This window comes from Absiella sp. AM09-50 (assembly GCF_003433845.1).
Lineage (GTDB): Bacteria > Bacillota_I > Bacilli_A > Erysipelotrichales > Erysipelotrichaceae > Hoskinsella > Hoskinsella hominis.
Genome location: NZ_QVFI01000040.1, coordinates 436 through 23,459, shown reverse-complemented (window position 1 = coordinate 23,459; position 23,024 = coordinate 436). Strand labels below are relative to the sequence as shown.

At 35.9% G+C, this 23,024-nt stretch carries 22 protein-coding genes; 17 read left to right on the top strand and 5 right to left on the bottom strand.

What is annotated here, in order from left to right; all coding sequences use genetic code 11:
- The first annotated feature begins 129 nt into the window (after positions 1-129).
- The 5 genes from yaaA to pta all read left to right on the top strand — a co-directional run bounded on the left by yaaA (position 130) and on the right by pta (position 6,234).
- Entirely contained in the window at positions 130-885 is a 756-nt protein-coding gene (yaaA, locus tag DW114_RS19705) for a peroxide stress protein YaaA (RefSeq protein WP_117455886.1), read from the top strand.
- Positions 882-1,313 (top strand): DUF523 domain-containing protein, encoded by a 432-nt coding sequence (locus DW114_RS19700; RefSeq protein ID WP_117455884.1) that lies wholly within the window; start codon positions 882-884, stop codon positions 1,311-1,313. Before yaaA ends, DW114_RS19700 begins: the two co-directional genes overlap by 4 nt.
- A 133-nt stretch (positions 1,314-1,446) precedes the next feature.
- Entirely contained in the window at positions 1,447-1,713 is a 267-nt protein-coding gene (locus tag DW114_RS19695) for a phosphocarrier protein HPr (RefSeq protein ID WP_117455882.1), read from the top strand.
- A gap of 225 nt (positions 1,714-1,938) precedes the next feature.
- Entirely contained in the window at positions 1,939-5,079 is a 3,141-nt protein-coding gene (locus tag DW114_RS19690; protein ID WP_117455880.1) for a hypothetical protein, read from the top strand.
- A 180-nt stretch (positions 5,080-5,259) separates the two neighbouring features.
- Positions 5,260-6,234 carry a phosphate acetyltransferase gene (gene pta, locus DW114_RS19685; RefSeq protein WP_117455878.1) on the top strand — a complete coding sequence of 325 codons (975 nt, stop codon included), beginning with the start codon at positions 5,260-5,262 and terminating at the stop codon, positions 6,232-6,234.
- 43 nt (positions 6,235-6,277) lie between these two features.
- Here the strand turns inward: pta and DW114_RS19680 are convergent, their stop codons facing one another.
- A complete protein-coding gene (locus tag DW114_RS19680; RefSeq protein ID WP_117455876.1) occupies positions 6,278-6,505 on the bottom strand; it encodes a hypothetical protein in 228 nt (75 codons plus the stop codon).
- 54 nt (positions 6,506-6,559) lie between these two features.
- Positions 6,560-7,138: a LexA family protein gene (locus DW114_RS19675; protein WP_117455890.1), complete on the bottom strand. Its 579-nt coding sequence runs from the start codon at positions 7,136-7,138 to the stop codon at positions 6,560-6,562.
- 151 nt (positions 7,139-7,289) lie between these two features.
- Between DW114_RS19675 and DW114_RS19670 the strand changes: the two genes are divergently transcribed.
- Entirely contained in the window at positions 7,290-8,531 is a 1,242-nt protein-coding gene (locus tag DW114_RS19670) for a DNA polymerase IV (protein WP_117455875.1), read from the top strand.
- A gap of 53 nt (positions 8,532-8,584) precedes the next feature.
- Complete coding sequence (locus DW114_RS19665) at positions 8,585-8,770, top strand: hypothetical protein (RefSeq protein WP_233509623.1); 186 nt, start codon at positions 8,585-8,587, stop codon at positions 8,768-8,770.
- 78 nt (positions 8,771-8,848) lie between these two features.
- Here DW114_RS19665 and DW114_RS19660 read toward each other — a convergent pair whose 3' ends face one another.
- Complete coding sequence (locus DW114_RS19660; protein WP_117455871.1) at positions 8,849-9,199, bottom strand: SHOCT domain-containing protein; 351 nt, start codon at positions 9,197-9,199, stop codon at positions 8,849-8,851.
- Between the two features lie 139 nt (positions 9,200-9,338).
- On the opposite strand from DW114_RS19660, the gene DW114_RS19655 reads away from it, so the two are divergent.
- The 9 genes from DW114_RS19655 to DW114_RS19610 all read left to right on the top strand — a co-directional run bounded on the left by DW114_RS19655 (position 9,339) and on the right by DW114_RS19610 (position 20,024).
- The gene (locus DW114_RS19655; RefSeq protein ID WP_117455888.1) at positions 9,339-11,264 is read left to right on the top strand and encodes an AAA family ATPase; all 1,926 of its coding nucleotides are present in this window, start codon (positions 9,339-9,341) and stop codon (positions 11,262-11,264) included.
- 166 nt (positions 11,265-11,430) lie between these two features.
- Positions 11,431-12,771, top strand: a complete 1,341-nt coding sequence (mgtE, locus tag DW114_RS19650; RefSeq protein ID WP_117455869.1) for a magnesium transporter — start codon at positions 11,431-11,433, stop codon at positions 12,769-12,771.
- Between the two features lie 441 nt (positions 12,772-13,212).
- Positions 13,213-13,986, top strand: coding sequence for an SDR family NAD(P)-dependent oxidoreductase (locus DW114_RS19640; protein ID WP_117455867.1), 774 nt, complete (start codon positions 13,213-13,215; stop codon positions 13,984-13,986).
- Positions 13,976-14,707: a MurR/RpiR family transcriptional regulator gene (locus DW114_RS19635; RefSeq protein WP_158552363.1), complete on the top strand. Its 732-nt coding sequence runs from the start codon at positions 13,976-13,978 to the stop codon at positions 14,705-14,707. The genes DW114_RS19640 and DW114_RS19635 overlap by 11 nt, the downstream gene beginning before the upstream one ends.
- A 173-nt stretch (positions 14,708-14,880) precedes the next feature.
- On the top strand, positions 14,881-16,263 hold the full coding sequence (locus DW114_RS19630) for a PTS sugar transporter subunit IIC (RefSeq protein WP_117455863.1): 1,383 nt from the start codon (positions 14,881-14,883) through the stop codon (positions 16,261-16,263).
- A 27-nt stretch (positions 16,264-16,290) separates the two neighbouring features.
- Positions 16,291-16,860 (top strand): RDD family protein, encoded by a 570-nt coding sequence (locus DW114_RS19625; protein ID WP_158552362.1) that lies wholly within the window; start codon positions 16,291-16,293, stop codon positions 16,858-16,860.
- Between the two features lie 15 nt (positions 16,861-16,875).
- The gene (locus DW114_RS19620; protein WP_117455859.1) at positions 16,876-18,306 is read left to right on the top strand and encodes a 6-phospho-beta-glucosidase; all 1,431 of its coding nucleotides are present in this window, start codon (positions 16,876-16,878) and stop codon (positions 18,304-18,306) included.
- The gene (locus DW114_RS19615) at positions 18,303-19,196 is read left to right on the top strand and encodes an ROK family protein (protein WP_117455857.1); all 894 of its coding nucleotides are present in this window, start codon (positions 18,303-18,305) and stop codon (positions 19,194-19,196) included. Before DW114_RS19620 ends, DW114_RS19615 begins: the two co-directional genes overlap by 4 nt.
- A gap of 78 nt (positions 19,197-19,274) precedes the next feature.
- On the top strand, positions 19,275-20,024 hold the full coding sequence (locus tag DW114_RS19610; protein ID WP_158552361.1) for a MurR/RpiR family transcriptional regulator: 750 nt from the start codon (positions 19,275-19,277) through the stop codon (positions 20,022-20,024).
- A gap of 167 nt (positions 20,025-20,191) precedes the next feature.
- Here the strand turns inward: DW114_RS19610 and mscL are convergent, their stop codons facing one another.
- Together mscL and DW114_RS19600 are read right to left on the bottom strand one after the other, a co-directional pair.
- Entirely contained in the window at positions 20,192-20,653 is a 462-nt protein-coding gene (gene mscL / locus DW114_RS19605) for a large conductance mechanosensitive channel protein MscL (protein ID WP_117455853.1), read from the bottom strand.
- Between the two features lie 4 nt (positions 20,654-20,657).
- Complete coding sequence (locus DW114_RS19600) at positions 20,658-21,908, bottom strand: aminopeptidase P family protein (protein WP_117455851.1); 1,251 nt, start codon at positions 21,906-21,908, stop codon at positions 20,658-20,660.
- Positions 21,909-22,042: 134 nt separating this feature from the next.
- On the opposite strand from DW114_RS19600, the gene ispD reads away from it, so the two are divergent.
- On the top strand, positions 22,043-22,684 hold the full coding sequence (gene ispD, locus DW114_RS19595; RefSeq protein WP_117455849.1) for a 2-C-methyl-D-erythritol 4-phosphate cytidylyltransferase: 642 nt from the start codon (positions 22,043-22,045) through the stop codon (positions 22,682-22,684).
- Positions 22,685-23,024: the final 340 nt, after the last annotated feature.

Sequence of the window (23,024 nt, the reverse complement as noted above, 5' to 3'; positions counted from 1 at the left end):
AAGACAAAATCAATTTGGTTTCATTAAGACATTATCATATTCGAATCATACTTTTTAATACCATATAATGATAAGAATTGTAATTAATAAATATCTACATTATAATAGGGATTGTTAGGAGTGATTATTATGCTAATCATCGTATCACCTACGAAACAGATGAAGTGGTATAGAGAACGTTTACCACAGGATTTACCTATATTATCAAAAAACAGTCAGATGATTTTAGAAGAATTATGTAAGTTAAACAAAGATAAAATAATGACTTTAATGAAGGTAAATGAGAAAATTGCTTTAGAGAATTTAGAGCGTTATCGAAATATTCATTTTGATAAAAATGGAAGCTATGCATTATTCACCTATCAAGGATTACAGTTTCAACGTATGAACATACAAGATGAATCACAAATTGCTTATTTACAAGAGCATCTACGTATCTTATCAGGGCTATATGGAGTAATTAAACCATTAGACAGTATTTATCCATACCGTCTGGAAATGCAGGCTAAACTGCCTGTAAATGACAGTAAAGATATCTATGATTTTTGGAAGGATACCATCGCTAGCACTTTACAAAAAGAGCTTTCTAATCAAGAACTACCAATTATTTTGAATATGGCAAGTAAAGAGTATGAGAAAGCGGTGCTACCATATCTTCCTGATGATTCCTATATCACATTAACCTTCAAAATAAGAAAACAGGGAAAATTAAAAGTGGAATCTACACAAGCTAAAATGGCAAGAGGTGCGATGATTCATTATTTATCAACCAACCAGATTGAAGCGTTAGAAGGCGTAAAGGAATTTAATGAGGAAGGCTATCGGTTCATGAAAGAATTAAGTAATGAAAGAGAATTTGTGTTTGTGAAGGAGAATGAATTATGAAATATGCAATCAGTAGCTGCCTGATGGGAGTCAATTGTAAATATAGTGGTGGAAACAATGGAAATGAAAAGTTGATATCTTTTATGAAAGACAAAAACTATATTCTTGTTTGCCCTGAAGTACTAGGTGGTTTACCAACTCCAAGAGCTTGTAGTGAAATCGTGAATGATAAAGTTATAAACACGTTGCAGGAAGATGTTACTGCACAATTTGAGAAAGGTGCACAATTAGCACTTGATCAGATTTTAGAGAATCAAGTAGACTTAGTGATTACGCAATCACGTTCTCCAAGCTGTGGAAAAGGCATAGTTTATGATGGAACATTTTCAAAAAAACTTACAAAAGGAAATGGAAAATTCGTACAACTCTTGTTGCAACACAATATTCCAGTCATGGATATTGAAGAATTTTTAACAAAAATTTCTTAAAAGTCTGATGTAAGCGTTGATAAAGCAAAAAAATGAAGATTTTATTGAAAAAAAGCAATTTCGGCATTGTAAGTGGTATCAAAATGGTTTAAAATAGAGTATGTTAAAAAGTTGTTTATAGGAGGAATATAAAATGAAACAAATCACTGTATCAGTTATCGACCCAGTTGGATTACACGCACGTCCTGCTACTGTAGCTGTTAACGCTGCTAGCAAATTCAAATGCGAAGTTAACGTATCTTTCAAAGGACGCGAAGTAAACATGAAGTCAATCATGGGTGTTATGTCTTTGGGTATCCCTACTCAGTCAGAAATCACTATTTCTTGTAACGGGGATGACGAAGAAGCTGCTATCGCTGCTATCGAAGAAGTTTTACGCGCTCAGAAAATTATTGGGTAATTAAAAACGAAAGTTAAAAAGGTGGATGTAATGTCCATCTTTTTTCATGGCTTTTTTGATGATGAGAAAAATCATTTTTTTCATTGTGATGTATGCGTGATATTGCTTTTAATAAATAAAAGTGTATAATTAATTATGTAAGGAAAGTCCATTTATACACGTTTATGAGTACCTAAATTGGTATTTATAATATAGTTTTCTTAAAAAACAAGGGAGGAAAAGAGGATGAGAAAACAGATTCCGCTAATTAAAAAGGCGGGCGCTTTTGCATTGTCGCTGGGATTGATGTTTACATTAGTTTTGCCATATGCAATCTACGCAGAAGAAGAAGGGACAGTAACACCACAAACAGAAGAAACAAATACACAGGAACAAGTCAAAGAAAAAGAAAATAATGCTGAGCTGTCTAATATCAAAAGTATTGATGTCACAAAGCCAGTTATAGAAGACATTAATTTTGAAGCTGGGAAAACTTTTGAAGTTGGAGAAGAAGTACCTATCTCAATCAAAGCTTATGATGCAGAAAGCGGAATTGACTTTGTGAAAATTAATATTTATTATACTCAAAGTGATGATGATAATTATTATAATGGGAGTGAAATAACTTTAGTTTATAATGAAGTTACAAAGCTGTATGAAGGTAAAATTCCTGTGATTAATGGTGGCTATGACAAAGCTTTAATCAATAGGATTTACGCTGTCGATAAAAATCATAATTTAACTGAAATTTATGAGTCTGAGAAATATTATTTCTTAATTTCTGGTGGAGAAAACAATAATCTTAAACATAGTAAAGTCGAAAGCTTGGAATTTAAAGAAAATGGGCAAACTTTAACAGATAAAGATCAAGTCCATATTTCAATTACTGTACCAGAAGAAGACAGTAAATACTTCTCTTCAATTAATTTAGAGTTTTATAACAAAGAAAAAGAAAGATATAGTAGCCTTTCTTGTCATAAAGTAGGGGATTCCAATGTTTATGAATCATATGATTCCTTGCTGTATTTCTATGGAGGGCATTGGGTTCTAAATGAAATCTATGCGCATGATGAAGAAAGAATTGATATAAGTTATGATAAAATGGATACAATTTTCTTTGATTATAAAGGTGACAAAGATGAAGAAAATCCAAAGATTGAATCAATTGTCATGGATAAACAAGGCGAATTTGTAAAGCCTGGTGACGATATTCAAATACATATTAAAGTAAGCGATAATGTAGCTTTACGGACTCAAGAAGATACTTTTCTTTTATTTCAAGCTGAAGCAAGTATCTATCCATCTCAACATAGAGTAGATTTAAAATATGATGAAAACAAAGATGAATTTATTGGTCATTGGTTAATTGATTCCAAAACATATCCATGTGAATGGTATATAGATTATTTAGGTATTTGGGATACATCAGGCAATAGTGTTGCTTTATATGATTTTATCGGTGACTATAATCCTTACTATATTAAAGTAAACAATGACAACAATTATGTTACTCCAACGTATTCTTTAAATATTAGTTTCTATGCATTGGATGAGAATGGAGATTATTTTAGAGTTTCAAGACAGGAATTAAATGATATAGAGAGACATACAAAATTTAAAGATATGGATATAAAAATGCCTGATGGAAGTACATCTTTTGAAAATTTAAAATTTGTAAAATGGGTGGATGATGATAATAATCCTTATAATGGTGAAAAAGAGATGTTAGGAGATTTCTATATTAACTTCTTTGCAGTTTATGATAAGAATGTTATAAATTTTAGTACAACATATGTAAATAAAGATGAAGATATTTCATGGCAAAGTGAAACAATCACGGTACCTACTGATATGACATATCAAGAGCTTTTTGATAAGTATGAACCTAATGTTGATGACTTATATACAGGCAAACAATTTGATAAATGGGTATATTCTGGTTTTGACCCTAATATTGATTTGAATGAAGAAATACCATTTCAACCTTGGAACTATTCTATACAAGCTTATGCGAAATTTAAAGATTTGAATGTGATACAAGGTTCTTATACTTATATAAATGTAGATGGTGAAACAACATGGCAAACGAATACTGAATTTGTAAAAGAAACATTGCTTCGAAGTGAAGCGTTTGACTCTTTATCTAAGTATGAAGTGAATTCTTATGAAGGATTACGCTTTGCAAAATGGGTTCCAACAGGTGAAAGTGCTGATAATACAATGGATCGAGCAGTTTTTAATTACGAATCTTTTGAATATGACGCAGATTATGAAAATCATTTAGTTCGTTTTGTACTTTATGATAGAAATAAACCATATTCAAGTATAGGTCCTGGTGGAGGAACAACTGGTTTTGAAATTGGCGTAGATTATATTACTGTCGCGGATGATGGTGAAGAAATTAAGGTACCTGAATTTAATATGAAAGATATTGAATGGTATGAAGGTCCTGAAAGTGATGTGATTATGGTCACAAGTAATCTTTATTATTATGGAATAGGAACAGGTATCGAAGAAGAAACACCAGATGTTCCAGACGAACCAGACACCCCAGTTACTCCTGATCAGCCTGATGAACCTGATACTCCAGAAGAGCCAGAGAAGCCTGATACTCCAGATAAACCGGTAACACCAGTGGAACCTGAAAAACCAATCACGCCTGATAAACCATCAGAACCTGATAAAGAAATAACAGATACAGGAACTTCTGGATCAACAACGGATAAAGTAATTGTGTTACCAAAAGAAGAAACAAACAAAATCGTAGAAGAAATCGCAAAAGCCGATAAAGAAGAGAAAATTGAAGTATTCATGGGTAATGCGACAGTCGTACCTACAGAAGTACTAGAAGCCGCAAAAGGTAAAGATGTTGTTGTAGAATTGAATATGGGGGGCTACACTTGGGAAATCAACGGAAAGGATATCTTAGCAAGCAATCTTAAAGATATTAACCTAGAAGTCAAGATGGATAGTCATGCAGTGCCTAGCAATATCGTAAAAGAGCTGGCAGGAGATAATCCAGTCAAACAACTTTCCTTAACGCACAATGGTAATTTTGGATTTAAAGCAAATCTGAAAATTAACGTTGGTAACGAATATAAAGGAAAATATGGTAATCTATATTATTATGACAGTGATGGCAAGATGGTATATATGAATGCTGGAAAGATTGACGAAAACGGAAATGTAGTTGTTAGCTTCTCTCATGCATCTGATTATGTCATTGTTATCAATGATAAAAATATGGCACCTAGCACAAACAATAAAGATGTCATCAAGGATACTGCAAATCATGTAAATAACTTATATGGATTCGTTTCTATCATTTTATGTATCTCTGGTGCATTTATGTTATTGTACACAAACAAGAAAAAATCTGAAGAATAGCAGTTAAAAAATAACCCTGTTATGTAGATATAGCAGGGTTTTCTACGAAATTCTTTATATTTATACAGGAAAACGCTGGAAAAGATTGTGAAATTTTTCATTTGTGAAAAAATCCTTTTTTTAAGCTTATGATTGGTATATAATAAACTATGGTATTAGGAAAGTGAGGACATAAGTATTATGATTAACACACTGATTGAAAAAATTAAAGGCAAGGGAACAAGAATCGTTTTTACAGAAGGATCTGACCCACGTATCTTGGAAGCGGCTATCCGTTTACATAAAGAAGATATCCTGGTTCCTGTATTATTAGGAAACCGTGCAGAAATTATGGGGACTGCAAATGCACATGGATGGGATATTGAAGGTATTGAAACATTAGATCCAATTGAATATAAAAACATGGATATGATGGTAAGCAAAGCTATCGAACTTCGTAAAGGTAAGATGGATGAAGAGCAGGCTCGTGCAGCATGTTTAAAAACTAACTTCTTTGGTACAATGTATGTAAAATTAGGTTGTGCAGATGGTCTGTTAGGAGGAGCTACATACTCAACTGCAGATACAGTACGTCCAGCATTACAGCTGATCAAAACAAAACCTGGTAACTCTATTGTATCCAGCTGCTTTATCTTAATGAAGGACAATGCAGAAACACTTGTTATGGGTGACTGCTCTATCAACATCGATCCAACTGCTGATGATTTAGTAGAAATCACATTACAGACAGCACACACAGTACGTCAGTTCGGTATTGAACCAAGAGTTGGTTTATTATCTTACTCTACATTAGGTTCAGCAAAAGGTACAAGCGTTGCAAAAGTAAACGAAGCTGCAACACGTTTAAAACGTATGCCTTTAGATTTCGGTGTAGAAGGGGAAATTCAGTTCGACTGTGCAGTCGCACCAGAAGTAGCAAAATTAAAAGCTCCAGATTCAAAAGTAGCTGGCAATATCAATACATTTATCTTCCCTAACATTGATTCAGGAAATATCGGTTATAAGATTGCGGCACGTTTAGGTCAGTATGAAGCAATTGGACCAATCCTGCAGGGATTAAATGCACCAATCAATGACTTGTCAAGAGGATGCAACGCTGAAGAAGTATTCAAAATGGCAATCGTGACTGCTGCTCAAAAATTCATGGATATCTAATCAAAAGAAATAAAAAGGTGCGTTTATACACGCATCTTTTCTTTTACCCTAAATAAGCAACATCTTCTTTTACCTGTAAATCAACCTCAACAATATCAAATGCATTTACATTCAAACAGTCACTTAATAATTCAATTCTGGCACTGTCCTTTGTTTTAAATAAGGCCGGGATTTCTTCATCTAGAATGATATGATGAGAACTGCAGCGTCCAACACTTGAATTTACTCCCTGAAACCATCGATTTGTTTTCTTACTTCTGATTGCGTACATAGCTCTCCTCCTCGTATGTTATCTAAAGGATGCGCTGTTTTTTGTTTTTCATACCTAGAAATACACTTTTACATGTAAGATCTTTCCTAGAATTGTTAATCGCCTGATTTCCTCTTTTATAAATATCCTTGGCTCATAGGCAGGATTGCTTGCCATCAAGATTACCGTATCCTTTTTCTTAATGACTTTTTTTATCGTGACCTCCTGACCATCAATCAACACCACAGCAAGATCGCCACTTTTAACATCTTGACAGCTTTTTACATATACCAGATCTCCATCATAAATTCTAGAGCCATTCATACTATCCCCTTGTACCTTTAAATAATAATCGCCAAGTCCTGCATCGCATTTACTGACTTCTTCATATCCCAATAGATTTTCTTCAGCATATAAATCATATCCAGCCTTTACATATCCTAAGATCGGCTTGATCGTACCATGAATACAGGCAGATACATTAATGCCAAAAAGTTCGGAGAGCTTTTCTAATTTTGTTTCCGGTATGTGCTTGCTTTCTCCATCTTCCCAACGTTTGATGGTAGATTTCGATACACCGACATAATCCCCAATTGTTTCCAGACTCCATCCATGTTTCTTACGATAATATTGTATAATTTCTTTTAATTCCATATCATCACCTGTTTTTAAGGATATCATACACATATTTCATATACAAGCATTGGAACAAATTACCTCTAAGACCTCTGGTAATTCCTGTAAACGTTCCAAAATCTATTGTATTCTGGAACAAATCCCTTATAATATCGCTGAGGTGATCGACATGGAACGTATCATACTGCATAGTGACATCAATCATTGTTATGCACAAATTGAAGAAATGAAGAATCCACATTTACGCCATATTCCAATGGCTGTTGGTGGCTTTGAAGAAAAACGGCACGGTATTATCCTGGCAAAAAATGACCTGGCAAAAACATTTCATATAAAAACCGGCGAGTCACTGCGTGAAGCTTATGCCAAATGTCCACAACTTACCATCATTCATCCTCATTATGAAGAATATTTGTATTATACTGAACAAATTAAAGATGTCTATCGTCAGTTTAGCGATCGTGTAGAATCCTTTGGATTGGATGAGGCATGGATGGATGTCAGTGAAAGTTCACGGTTATATGGCGATGGGGTAAGCATTGCCCGTATGATTCAGAAAAAGGTTCTTCAACAATTCGGTATTACCATATCGATTGGGGTAAGCTTTAATAAAATATTCGCAAAACTGGGCAGTGATATGGTAAAACATATGGGGCTTGTGGAGATCACAAAGGCTAATTATAAACAGATGGTATGGCCACTTCCAGTTTCTGAGCTGTTATATATTGGAAGAAGTACAGCTTCTAAATTAGAAGCATGTGGAATCTATACCATTGGGGAGCTTGCAAGTCTTCCAAGTGGATTTATGAGTGAGCATTTTGGCAAGGTGGGTGAGATCTTACATACGTTTGCGAATGGATGGGATGAAACTCCTGTCGCCAAAACCACAGAGCAGGCACCAATAAAATCAATTGGAAATGCTATAACAGCTGTGAAAGATATCGTCAGTTTTGAAGAGGCGAAATTAATATATTATGTATTGACAGAGTCCGTTGCATCCAGGCTTCGTGAATCAGGATTAAAAGGGAATGTCATTCATCTATCGTTAAGAAATACGAATCTTATCAGCTTTACAAGGCAGAAAACAATTACCCAGCCAACCAATTTATGTGAGGAAATCATGCCGGTTGTATTAGATCTATTGAAAAAGCATTATGATTTTCAGATACCACTTCGAACAATTGGAGTATCCATCAGCGGACTTAGAAAAGATGATGGATATATTCAAATGAATCTGTTTACCAGTGAAAAACAAAGAGAAAAACAATTAGTACTGGAGGAAACCATGGATGCGATAAGAAATAAATTTGGCTTTGAGAAAATACAGCGGTGCAGCATGAAGCTTGATCAGAAATTAACTGACTTTGATCCTAAACACGACCATATCATTCACCCGGTATCCTTCTTCTGATGTTGTATAAACGCTACGTGGATATGCTTGTTCATATTGATCAGGAAGGAGTTATGATGCCAAAGGTATTGATATGGGAAAACAATGTGGAATATCCAATAGAGCGGATTTTAGAAATCCGAAAGGCTTCCAGTGTGGTGGGTGGATGTGGCATATTGTATAAATGCAGAATTCAAGGTCGTGTAAGAAACTTGTTTTATGAGAGAAATCGCTGGTTTATCGAAAGTACGAAAAAGTAAACATAGGCTATTTATCCTATATAAAAGGAAGCCCTTAAGATAGACTCCCTAAATATGGCAAGATATGCTTATGTTTTTTTATATATCATTTAAAATATCACTGCGTTTTTTCTCATATTCTTCTTTTGTGATATATCCTTTTTGATAAAGGTCCTCCACTTTCTTTAATCGATCTTCAATGGAATTTGATGATTTGTATTCCTCATGATCTTCTTGTATTTCAATATGAGAAGTCGCAATTCCTTTATCACTGAAGGCATTGATTCCATTGATTGCAGTGATGGCAATCGCAATACCAGTCCATAACAATCCAAACAATCCAAATGTTGGCACAACAATAAATATACCAATACATACAAAAATACATCCTACAACCAGCCCTAATATAGATTGTCCTTTTCCAGGGCGTACACGAATATCCTTTTTCACACTATCACCACTTTCTTATTTCATTTTACCATGGCTTTCACAAGAAATACAACAAGTATTGCATGTGAAAAAAGAAAATGGCAATACTAACAAAAGCGAAGTCGAGAAAGCATATGCTGTAAATGATGGGAGTGATTTTATGGATTATCGCCTGGATAAACAGGTTTCCAATATCATGAAGGATGCGCGAAAAGAAGCGAAGGATATGGGAAACAATTATATTGGCAGTGAACATGTACTGCTGGCAGTTTTAAAAGATACAAGTACCCCTCTTTCTAAGATATTATCTTCCAATGGGTTATTTTATTTTCAGTTAAAAGAAGATTTAATGGTATTATTTGGTCTAAAAGATCAGGAAGTAAGTGAGATTGCCATTACACAGGTAGTGGATGATATATTGGAACGTGCAAGAAGTCTTTCTGTCAAACGTTCTATGCAATGCATTGATGTTCGTGCATTAAGTGTTGCATTGCTTCAGACATCTTCATGTGTCGCAATTGAGATATTGCATCGTTATGATTTAGAAGAAGAAAGTGTACTGCGGGAATTAGAGAATGGAGAGATCCATGAACTAGATAAGGTAGAAGAGCTAAGAAATTTAAATACCTGTGGCAATAATATGGATATCTGTGGCAGACAGGAGGAGCTTCAGTTTATGATTGATATTTTATCCCGTAAAGATAAAGCCAATCCTTTACTAATTGGAGAGCCTGGCGTAGGCAAGACTGCGATGGTGGAAAAACTGGCAGGTATGATCAAGCGCAAAATGGTGCCTGCATTACAGGATGCGGTTATTTATGAACTGCATTTAAATACTCTAGTAGCTGGTACGAAGTATCGTGGTGACTTTGAGGAAAAACTTCAAAATATTATCAAATTATTGAAGAAATATCCACATGTTATTTTATTTATCGATGAAATTCATCAGATGATCGGCGCTGGGAAAAGTGAAGGAAGTATTGATGTTTCCAGCGTATTGAAGCCATATCTGGCACGCGGAGAGATTCGCTGCATTGGCGCTACCACAATAGATGAATATGAGAAATATATAGAAAAAGATCGTGCATTGGAACGTCGTTTTCAGATTATTATGATTAAAGAACCTAAAAAAGAAGAAGCGTTTTTGATGTTAAAGGCTAAGCGCAAGGAATATGAAGATTATCATCATGTAAAGATTCCAGAAGAAATGCTGGAACGAATGGTAACGTATTGTGACTATTATATGCCCGCAAGAAAGTTTCCAGATAAAGCCATCGATGTTTTGGATCTGGCCTGTGTCATGGCAAAAACTAGTCAGACAAAGTGTGTAAAAGAACAGATGATCAAAGAGGTTGTGGAAAAGTTAACCAATATTCCACTTGCATCTAAGAATCGTTTACAGGAAGTCCGTGTTCAATTAGATACAACACTGATAGGACAACAGGATGTAAAAAATAAACTGATGCATCAATTAAAATGGATTGAAGAGGGCGTACTTTCTTCAAGACCACTTGGCGTATGGTTGTTTGTGGGAAACAGCGGTGTGGGAAAACATACATTGATTAAAGAATTTAACCGGATATATTTCAATGATCAGGAAATCATAGAACTTGATATCGCAGCTTTGGATAGTGTTTTACCTAAAGTCATCGCAAAACTCAGAAGAAATCCTTATGGTATTTTACATGTGATCAACCTGCATATGGCAACAAATACAATCTTACAATATCTTGCGCAAAGCATAGAAAAAGGAGAACTAGAAGCACAGGGGGTAAAAGCTACTTTAGCCCATGCGATTATCATCATGACAGGTGCTTTTGTGCTGCAGGGAAATATTGGCTTTTCCAAAGATCAGACGAATACACAAGGATATGAAGCCATGTTGGGGAAGGAATTTTTATCTATGGTTGATGAGGTGTTTATGTTTGAAGATTTAAATAAAAAGGAGCGTGTACAAGTAGTTAAAGAGCTGTTAAAGAAATGGAATAAATCTTTAGATGAACATGCAATCTTAGAGCTTGTGGAAAGTAATTGCTCCTTAAAAGAGGTAGGTAAGCATCTTCGTAAAAAAATCGTGAAAGCCTAGGAGAATTCCTGTATTTTCATGCATAAGTGTGGTACAATGAGCCTGGAAAGAGTGGTGGTAAAAATGAAACCTGAACCCAATTCGAAAACCTCAAAAGCATCATCCCAGGATCATTTGCCACCATCGCATATAATATGATCCTTTTTAAACAAAAAAGGAGAACAATATGAAAAGACAAATAACAAAAGATAATCTATTAGAGCTTTTATTGCATGGAACACCAAAGGATTTACAAGATACTATTGATACGATACATCCTGCGGACATCTTGGATTTAATTCACGAAGACCCAGAACATGCGAAAGCTGTTTTAAACAGGCTTCCTGATGATATTTTAGCGGATATCGTTGAGGAAGAAGAAGATGAAGATAAATATGAAATCTTAAAACAATTTTCAGACAACCGCCAGCGTAATATTCTGGATGAAATGAGCAGTGATGAAATTACCGACTTAATTGGTGAGTTAGAAGAAGATGAAGCAGAAAACATTTTAAATAAAATGGATGTAGACGATCGTGATGATGTCAAGAAGCTGCTGGAATTTGAGCCAGACAGTGCTGGTGGTATCATGACGACAGAATATATCCGTATCTTTGCGAAAAATACCGTGAAAGATACTTTAGAATTTTTACAGAAAAATACTGATGAAGAAACAACTTATTATCTATACGTTGTCGATAAAAATGATGTATTGAAGGGTGTTGTTTCTTTGCGTGATATCGTCACAAGTCCTTTTGATACTCCCATGCTTTCTATTACCAATCCCAATGTTATCACCATACAATATGATGAAGATCAGGAACAGGTCGCACATAAGTTTGAAAAGTATGGCTTCATTTTAATGCCAGTTGTGGATGAAGAAAATCACATGCTGGGTGTTATTGAATTTGATGATATCATGGATGTCATTCAGGAAGAAAATACCGAAGATATCCACCATTTAGGTGGTGTCAATAAAGAAGAACGTGTGGATTCCACCTTAAAAGAATCTTTCCAGTCCAGAATTCCATGGCTGATTGTCAATCTGTTTACAGCAGTACTAGCAGCCGCAACTGTTTCCATGTTTGAAACGACAATATCTAAAGTTGTAGCACTTGCCACCGTGATGCCAATTGTGACAGGAATGGGTGGAAATGCCGGGACACAATCATTGACCATTGTCGTACGTGGGCTATCTCTTGGTGAATTGACCAAAGAGAACGCCATGAAAATTCTTTTGAAAGAACTTGGTGTTGGTATCTTAAGTGGTATCGTGATCGGCAGTGTTGTAGCGCTTGGTGCGATGTGGATGGAGAGCAATCCAATCTTTGGCTTGGTCACAGGCATTGCGATGTTTTTAAATATGATTTTAGCGAACCTTGCGGGGTACTTTATTCCTGTCATCCTAGAGAAATGCCATGTAGATCCTGCATTAGCTAGCGGTGTTTTTGTGACAACCGTTACCGATGTGATGGGGTTCTTTCTGTTTCTGGGATTAGCGACTATGGTGTTGCCTTTTATTATTTAATAAGGAAAATCAAAATGCAGAAAGGTATAAACGATGAAAGAATTCATGCCTGATGGTGAGCAGTTTCAAAAGATTGTGGATATCATTGAAACCGCAAAAGAACGCGCATATCATAAAGTAAATGAAGAATGAATTTTGATGTATCAAGATATTGGTAAATACATTAGTTTACAATGCGAAAATACCACATACGAAGATGCTTTTGTACAGAAATTAGCTGATTTTTTTACAAAAAGTATTCAGAATGAAAAGGATTCAATCGCCGTGGACTTTATAGAATGAAACAGTTTTATGAATTTTATAAAATAATGAAAAAGTGTCCCCACTGGTGACACAATCGAGCTGGGCTAATCATTTAAAGATAATGTCCGCATGTAAAACGAATATGTGTACCGGGCAGTAAAACAGATGAAGAATCAAATATTAAAGGAAGGTGAAAAAATGAAAGCATTAATCACAGGTGCAAGCAGTGGAATTGGTCGTGATATGGCAAGAGTACTTGCGAATATGGGTGTGGAATTGTATCTGGTCGCAAGACGAGCACAGCGATTAGGAGAATTAAAAGAGGAACTTGATGTTCCTGTACATACGATGGTATTGGATCTTTCTAAAAAACAAAACTGTATCTTGCTGTATGAACGATTAAAAAATGAACAAATTGATATATTGATCAATAACGCAGGACTAGGTGATTATGGCAACTTTGATGAAACAAAATTAAGTAAAGATATTACTATGATTGATACCAATATTACAGCTTTGCATATTCTGACAAAGCTTTTCTTAAAAGACTTTAAACAGCGTGATCATGGCTATATCTTAAATGTCGCAAGCTCTGCGGCCTTCTTGCCAGGTCCTTTAATGGCAACCTATTATGCCACAAAAAGTTATGTTTTACATTTAAGCATGGCCATACATAAAGAACTACGCAAGGCAGGCAGTCATGTATCTATTTCTGTATTATGCCCAGGACCTGTAAAAACCGAATTTGATCAGGTAGCCAATGTGGCATTCCTGATGGAGGGAACTTCCAGTGAAAAAGTGGCCGCAACTGCGATTTGGGGAATGTTTTGCCATCATCTGTTGATAGTGCCAGGTATCTTGATGAAAGTAAGTCGTATTGCCTGTCGCTTACTACCAGATACGGTATTAATGGAATGCAGCTATCATATCCAGCACCATAAAAATCATGGAGATCATACACATGGTAAGTAAAGAAATTATCAATAGCTTTAATGAAAAAGAACTGCAGGTATATCAATATGTAGAAGCCAACAAAGAAAAAGCAGGCTATATGCGTATCCGTGAACTTGCTCAGGCTTGTGATGTTTCCACAGCTACTGTTTTACGTTTTGTGAAAAAGATTGGTTTAGAGAACTATAATGCCTTTAAATACTGGTGTCATCAACAAGAGCATACAGCCACCACAATGTATCATACCAAAGAGATCTTGGAGTGTGTGGAAAAATTAGATACTCCATATTATAAAGAGCTGATTGAAGAAGCTGCGGATATCATTGAAGCAAGTGACTTTGTGATTTTTGTGGGGATTGGTAATTCTGGTGGTATTGCACATTATGGCGCACGCTGTTTTTCAAACGCCGGTACCTATGCATTATGTCAGGATGATCCATTCTACAACACCAAATGTATTAAAGGCAATCCCGTGATTATTATATTAAGTGTATCAGGAGAAACCAAAGAAATGATTCAACAGGTATCAGGATATCATAGTAAAGGATGTACCATGATAACAATATCCACAACATCTTCTGGGACTTTATGTAAACTAGCGGATTTAACAATTGCCTATCATATAAAATATCGTGCTACACAGCCTCAAACAGACTTCTCATCACAGATTCCAGCAGTCTATCTGATAGAGATGATGGCACACGAGCTGTTACAAAGAAATCGCGATACAGAAGCTGTGTAACACTATGTTACATCATTGTAACAAATAACAGGGAAATTTGCCCTGTTTTTTTACGCTTGGAAACCCTTTCAAAACAAAAGGGACTTCGTTATAATATGCGTGTCAAGGAAATATGTACCACATACTCTTTGAAGTTTGGGCCAAACAATAACAAAAATGAGGAGGAACAATTTATGAGTGTAATGGAAACCATGCAGTCAAAAATGGAAGCAACCTTAGTTCCATTTGCCGCAAAACTTAACGCACAACGCCATGTCGCAGCTGTACGTGATGCCTTCACACTGGCATTCCCGCTGACACTGGCTGGATCAATTATCACATTAATCAATTATGCAATACTTTCACCAGATGGCTTTATCGCTAAAATCTTACATTTGGGAGATCTGATACCTAACTTAGCTGATTTTCAGGCAATCTTATCACCAGTACTAAATGGTACTGCCAACATTATGTCTATCCTGATCGTATTCTTAACAGCATATAAGCTGGCAGGGGAAAAGAAAGGAGATCAGGTATTATCCGGAGTTACTGCCATTGGTACGTACTTCATCATCTATCCAAACTATGTTAATGTGGAAAACGTGGGTAACGCATTACCAATGAACTTCATGGGGGCACAGGGATTGTTTGTCGCATTGCTTGTGGGTCTGCTTGTAGGAGAATTCCTAACAGCTTTACAGAAAAACAAACGTTTGGCAATTAAAATGCCAGAGGCTGTACCACCAGCAGTTGCACAGTCTTTCAACTTATTGATTCCTATCATTATCATCCTGATGGGATCATCTTTCCTAAACTATCTATTCTCATTCTTAGCGGATGGTGGAATCCAATATGTCATCTATAACGCAATTCAGGCACCGTTCGCATCTTTAGGTGGAAATATCTTCACAATCCTGATCTTTGCCGTTGTACAGCAGTTCTTATGGGTACTGGGAATCCATGGACCAAATACATTGAGTGCTCTTCGTACTGTAATGTTTGCTCAGCAGGGTATTGATAACTTAGCTTACTATGGCGCAAATGGGACTACTATTGGTACACCATTCCCAATCACATGGGCTGGTATCAACGATGCATTCGGTAATACCGGTGGATCTGGTGCTACTTTGGGTATGATCATCGCTATTTACTTAGTTGCACGTAAAGATAAACAACAATTCCAAATCGCAAAACTTGCGACTGCACCAGGCTTATTCAATATCAATGAACCATTAATTTTCGGTTTACCAATCGTTATGAATCCAATCTATGTCATTCCATTTATCTTAGCCCCAGTGATTTGTAATATCTTTGGTTACCTATGCGTTTCTGTCTTTGAAATTATTCCACCAGTGGCAGTGGATGTAGGATGGACAACTCCAGGATTCTTGATTCCATTCTTAGGATCAGGTGGTACAAACTACTTATCTTTGGTTGTTGGTATCTTATGTGTTGGTATTTCTACATTGATCTATCTTCCATTCGTGAAAGCCGCAGCTGTTGCGAATTTAAAAGCCGCTGCAAAATTAGAAGCACAGGAAGATGATGACGACGCATTCGATATGAGCGGTCTATAACATAAAATATGAGAAAGGATGAGGTATATGAATACAATCTCTTTGCGCCAAAAGGCAGGCAGTATTTCTGCACATTCACCATCACACATCAGACGTTTTGTGGCATTTGCCATTGACTGGTACTTAGGAAGTATTCTTGTATCTCTTCCTGTTTCTATCGCATATTATCAATACTTTCCTCAACAATCCACGATATTAGATATCCGTGTACTACCCTTTACAAGTGCATGTATCACACTTTTCGCATCCCTCATCATCGCATGCTTATATTATGTGGTACTTCCTTATCGTATGAATGGGCAGACACTTGGAAAGAAATTGATGAAACTAAGAATTACAGAAAAAGGAAAACAACAGATTTCATGGCGGGCGTTATGTATACGTCAAATCATTGGCATTATTGTGATCGAAGGCAGTGTTTATACAATATCACCACTGATCTATCAGCTGGTATGTTTTGCAAGTGATCAAATGCTATCTACCATTACTTATATACATTATGCATTAACGATTGCCAGTATCGCATGTCTACTGTTTACAAAAAACAGATGTGCCATCCATGATTATCTAGCGCATACACAAGTAGAAGCCATTTAGAAATGAGGTGTAAATATGAGCTTAAAGAAAGACTTTTTATGGGGAGGTGCTGTGGCAGCACATCAATTAGAAGGTGCTTACAACGTTGCTGGTAAAGGTGTAAGTATTATGGATGTGTCCACAGGCGGCACGAAGGATACCCCAAGAAGAATTACCAATGGTATTGTAGAAGGTGAATATTATCCAAATCATGAAGCTATTGATTTTTATCACCACTATAAAGAAGATATCGCAATGTTTGCGGAAATGGGTTTTAAATGTTTCCGTACATCTATTGCATGGACAAGAATTTATCCAACCGGTTTAGAAGAAGAACCAAATGAAGAAGGTTTAAAGTTTTATGATGATATGTTTGATGAATGTTTAAAACACGGCATTAAGCCAGTCATTACCTTAAGCCACTTTGAGATGCCATATCATTTAGTAGAAGTGTATGGTGGATGGCGTGATCGTAAATTGATTGATTTATTTGTGAAATTTGCGAAAACATGTTTTGAACGCTATAAAGATAAAGTAGAATACTGGATGACATTTAATGAAATCAACAACCAGGCAAACTATAATAGTGAAGGCAGTATCTATGGAGATTCTGGCATTATCTATACACCAGAGGATCATCGTGAACAGGTAATGTATCAGGCATCCCACTATGAGCTTGTCGCAAGTGCCAAAGCAATCGAAATCGGACATCAGATCAATCCAAACTTTAAAATCGGATGTATGATTGCTATGTGTCCTATCTATCCATATTCTTGTGCACCAGAAGATATCTTAATGGCACATAAAGCCATGGAAAAACGTTATTATTACACAGATGTGCATGTATTTGGCAAATATCCACCAAATATCACAAAACTGTGGGAACGTAAAGGCTTTGATATGGATGTCACAAAAGAAGATTTAGAAGTCTTGAAAAAAGGCTGTGTGGATTATATCGGATTCTCTTATTATATGTCCTTTGCGATTAAACAAAAGGCAGAAAATATCTACTATGATTATGATGAATCACATGATTTAGTAAGAAATCCACATGTAGAAGCAAGTGACTGGGGATGGCAGGTAGATCCTGTCGGCTTACGTTATGCTTTGAATTGGTTTACAGATCACTATCACAAACCATTGTTCATTGTGGAAAATGGCTTAGGTGCATATGATAAAGTAGAAGAAAATGGTGAAATCCATGATCACTATCGTATTGACTACTTACGTAAACATATTGAACAGATGAAGAAAGCAGTCGATGAAGATGGTGTAGATTTAATGGGTTATACCCCATGGGGATGCATTGATCTTGTGGCCGCAAGCACGGGACAGATGAGCAAACGTTATGGTTTCATATATGTAGATAAACAGGATGATGGCACAGGAAGCTTTGATCGTTCTCGAAAAGATTCTTTCTACTGGTATCAAAAAGTAATCAAAACAAATGGAGAAGATCTATCATGAATCTTTTAGTACTGGATATAGGGGGAAGCAGTATCAAAATCGCGGTAATGGATGAAAAACATACGATTATTACCCGTGATAAAGTGAAAACACCGATGGATGGAATGGATGCATTATTCACATGTTTAGATGATATCTGGAAGCGTTATGGAAGCCAAGTGGAAGGACTTGCGATATCTATGCCAGGAGTTATTGACAGTGCGCATGGCTTTGCCTATACTGGGGGAGCACTACGTTATTTAGAAAACCGTCCGTTTGCGAAAGAGTTAAGCGAGCGATATCATATACCTGTATGGATTGGCAATGATGCCAAATGTGCTGCTATCGCAGAGGTTGGCTATGGTGCTTTACAGGGGGTTGAGGATGCTATTGTGATTATTCTTGGCACTGGAATTGGTGGTTGTTTGATTAAAGATGGCAAAGTATATAATGGAAAACATTTCAGTTCTGGAGAAGTTTCTTCTTTGCATATGAACGTACATCATCCGATCGGAGAAACCTATAACTGGTGGCGAATAAGCGGTATCTTAGGATTACGTGAAATCGCACAGCGCTATCTTGAAACAGATGAAGAGCTAAGTGGGGAAGCATTCTTCCAGTTGGTAAATGAAGGAAATGAAAAAGCAATCGCTGCATTAAAAGAATATGCGACATCATTAGCCGTTGCCTTGTTTAATATACAGGCAATTTATGATGGGGAAGTCATTGCCATTGGCGGTGGGATCTCAGCCCAGCCAAAACTGATTGAAGAAGTAAAAGCAGCATTTACACAGATTGCGAAAAATGAGCCAGTATATGTACCAGAAATCGTACCATGTGCATTCCGTAATGATGCTAATTTAATTGGTGCCTATTATCAATATCAAAATATGAAACTGTCAGATGAATAATCCTGGCAGTTTTCTTTTTCTATAATTTACAAAAAGACTTTCCCTTATCTTTTATATATCGTAAAATAGAGGATGGAAGTGAGTGATGAAGCAATGTTGACGATTGAACAGTTAAAAAGTATGAATGAATTAGAAATGGAAATCTATGAATATATCATGCATCATAAGGAACAGGTATTGCATATGAAAATCCGGGAGCTTGCAGATGAGGTACATGTATCTACCACCACAATTTTACGTTTTTGTAAGAAGGCAGGATGTAATGGATTTGCGGAATTTAAAATCAAGTTTCAACTATATCTTCAAAAAAATGAAACATTGCGCAGTGATCACGATATTTCTTTGATGCTGGATTTCTTTCATAAAATCAATCAGCCTTCCTTCTATGAAAAGATTGAAGAAGTCGCGCAGAAAATTGTCACATGCGATAAAATTATCTTTATTGGCATTGGCACCAGCGGATTATTAGGACAGTATGGAGCACGCATATTTAATAATTATGGTAAGTTTTCTTTTTGTATCGAAGATCCTTTTACGCCAATAGCGAATGGCAGTTGTGAACATTCCTGTATCATTGCATTGTCAGTGAGTGGAGAAACAATAGAGCCAATTCGTATGATGAATGTTTTTCTTAGAGAAAACTGTATGAGTGTGGCAATCACCAATCAGGAAGATTGTACCCTGGCAAGAATGTGTGATTATACATTTAATTATTATATGCCAGAGTTTCGTATGGAAGAAACCTTCAATGTGACAACTCAGGTACCAGTGGTTTTCATCATTGAAACATTAGCGAAACGTGTAAGAGAATTGATAGAGATGATATAATACAGCATCTTGTTTTATAAGGAAAATAAGTGTTAACTTTATATATCTATGGAAAATGTGTAAGATTACCACATTTTTCATATGTATAATGTGTAAAGCTTACACATTTTGTACACTTAAGACAAATTATAAAAAACACACGGTCATATTTTCCGTGTGTTTTATGATTAAGATTCACTTAGCTTCGATGTACAATGAGGACATCTGGTCGCATGAATATCAATTTCACTCATACAATAAGGACAAACTTTGGTTTCTGGTTCCACGACTTCTTCTACAGGCTTCTTCACTTTATTCGCAAGGGTATTCATAATCTTTACCATCATGAAGATGACAAATGCCATAATCAGGAAATTAATGACCTGTGTAATGAAAGTACCATAATTTAGTGTCGCAGCTTTTGCGGCCTGTGCCTCAGCTAGAGAAGCGTAGTGATGACCATCTAACGCAATAAACCAATTAGAGAAATCCACACCACCTGTCACAAGGGAAATGACTGGCATAATCACATCATTTACCAAAGAACCGATAATTTTCTGGAAGGCACCACCAATAATGACACCGACTGCCATATCCAGCACATTACCACGCATAATAAATTCTTTAAATTCGTTTATAATGTTTTTCATAAGCCTACTCCTGTTTTACACTTTGCATAAACTTTTCAATATCATCAGCTTCTTTTATAATATCTTTTGATAGATTGATACATCCATCTTCTGTGACTAACACATTATCTTCAATACGAACACCAATACCTTCTTCTTCCAGATATAAACCTGGTTCAATAGTAAAGACATTGCCTGGTTCTAATAGATAATTGGATAAAGTTACATCATGTGTTTCTAAGCCAAGCATGTGGGATACTCCATGCCAGTAGTAATCCTGAACACTGTGTTCTTCATCTAATAAACCAATCTTTCCAAGTTCTTGTTCATAGAAACGAATCAATTCATTATTTAATCCACGAAGGGTTAAGCCTGGTTTTACAAGACTCATAATATACTTGTTGCCAGCTAATACGATATCATAAATCTGACGCTGACGTTTTGTGAATTTACCATTTACCGGGAACGTTCTTGTGATATCTGCGCACATATATTCATAAGATGCACCTAAATCACACAGTACCATTTCATTGTCATCCACATATTGATTATTGTCACTATAATGTAGAACAGTCGCATTTGCACCACCTGCCACAATAGAAGGGAAACTGTGATCACAATCATTTGATTTCAACACAAAGTCAAAATAAGCTTCAATCTGGTGTTCACCCATTTCTGGTTCTGCATATTTCATCATCTGTAGGATGCCTTCATTTGTGACACGAATTGCTTCTTTTAATTGTTCAATTTCAATATCATCTTTAATTAGACGTAAACGTGTGATTTTTTCTGCGACATTACGTAACTCTATATAAGGATACAGTTTCAATAATTCACGACAGAAAGTAAAAGATGCACGATCCTCCTGATATGGTTCTTGTTTTGTGAAGTCTGCGAATACCTGGACACGTTCTTCATGGTCATATAAACGAGAAATTCTTGAACCAAGTATTTCCATAATTTCTTCTACCCAATAGATTTCTTCAATATCGCTGATTTCTGATGCTTCATCGGGAAACATTTTCCCGCCAACCCATTTTGCCTGGGCTTCATCATATTGTTCAATAAACAATAATTCTTCTGTTAAATCTTCGCCTTTAAATAGCGCAAGTACCATATTCTCACGATCTAATCCGGTTAAATAGTAAAAGTTGCGGTCTACTGAAAATTCATATTTCTCATCGCCTATTTTATAAGGCGCTTTCCCTGAGAAAAACAGGGTTATGGAATGTGATGGTAATGATTCCAATAATTTTTTTCTTCTTGTATCAAACATGTTTATCCACCTTTCTCTACGCCTTATTTTATCACATTATAAGTGAAGTTTCTGTATGAGTTTTATGTTTTTCATATATTTTATGTTTGAATGATTATTTTATGATAAAATGTTACTTAAGGAGTGGATATGTAATGAAATATACAGCGTTAATTGTGGCAGCAGGAAGTGGTTCCCGTATGGGACTTGGATATAATAAAATGTTATATCAATTTGATAATGGAAAAACAATTTTGGAAACAACGGTGGATATTTTCTTGAATGATCAGCGATGTGAACAGGTTGTGGTTGTAGGAAGTGAACAGGATATTGAACAGTATCAAAAGCTATTAATTAATGATAGAATCACTTTTACCATTGGGGGAAAAACACGACAGGAATCGGTATATCATGGATTATTAAAAACAACGATGCCATATGTTTTGATACATGATGGCGCAAGACCATGGTTAAGTATGGATTGTATTAATCGTTTATTGGAATGCTTGAAAGAACATGATGCCTGTTTATTAATGGTACCAGCAAAAGATACGATTAAGCAGGTGGAAAATGGCAAGGTTGTGAAAACATTGCAGAGAAGTTTATTATGGCAGGCGCAGACTCCACAGGCTTTTTCTACTGAACTTATTCTAAAATGTCATGAATTGGCAATTGAAAAACAATTTGAAGCAACTGATGATGCACAGCTTGTGGAAGTTTGTAGTGATGTAGATGTTCATGTGGTGGAAGGTAGTTATGATAATTTAAAGGTTACCACCATTGAGGATATACGCTAGAATTAAATCATTAACATAGGGTGCTGTTAAGTAAGTAGCATTATCCGTTAAGTAGGTTAAAAGGCCCGTTAAGTAGCTACGAAAAGGTGTTAAGTAGATGCTGAAAATGCAGTAAATAATAGAGAAATCAAGTGTTAAGTCCTGAAATATCGCTGTTAAGTAGGCTTAAAGGTCCGTTAAGTAGCTATAAAAAGGTGTTAAGTAGATGCTGAAAAAGCTGTAAATAATAGGAAAAATCAAGTGTTAAGTATGAGAATAACGCCGTTAAGTAAGCTCAAAGGTCCGTTAAGTAGCTATAAAAAGGTGTCAAGTAGATGTTGAAAATGCAGTAAATAATAGG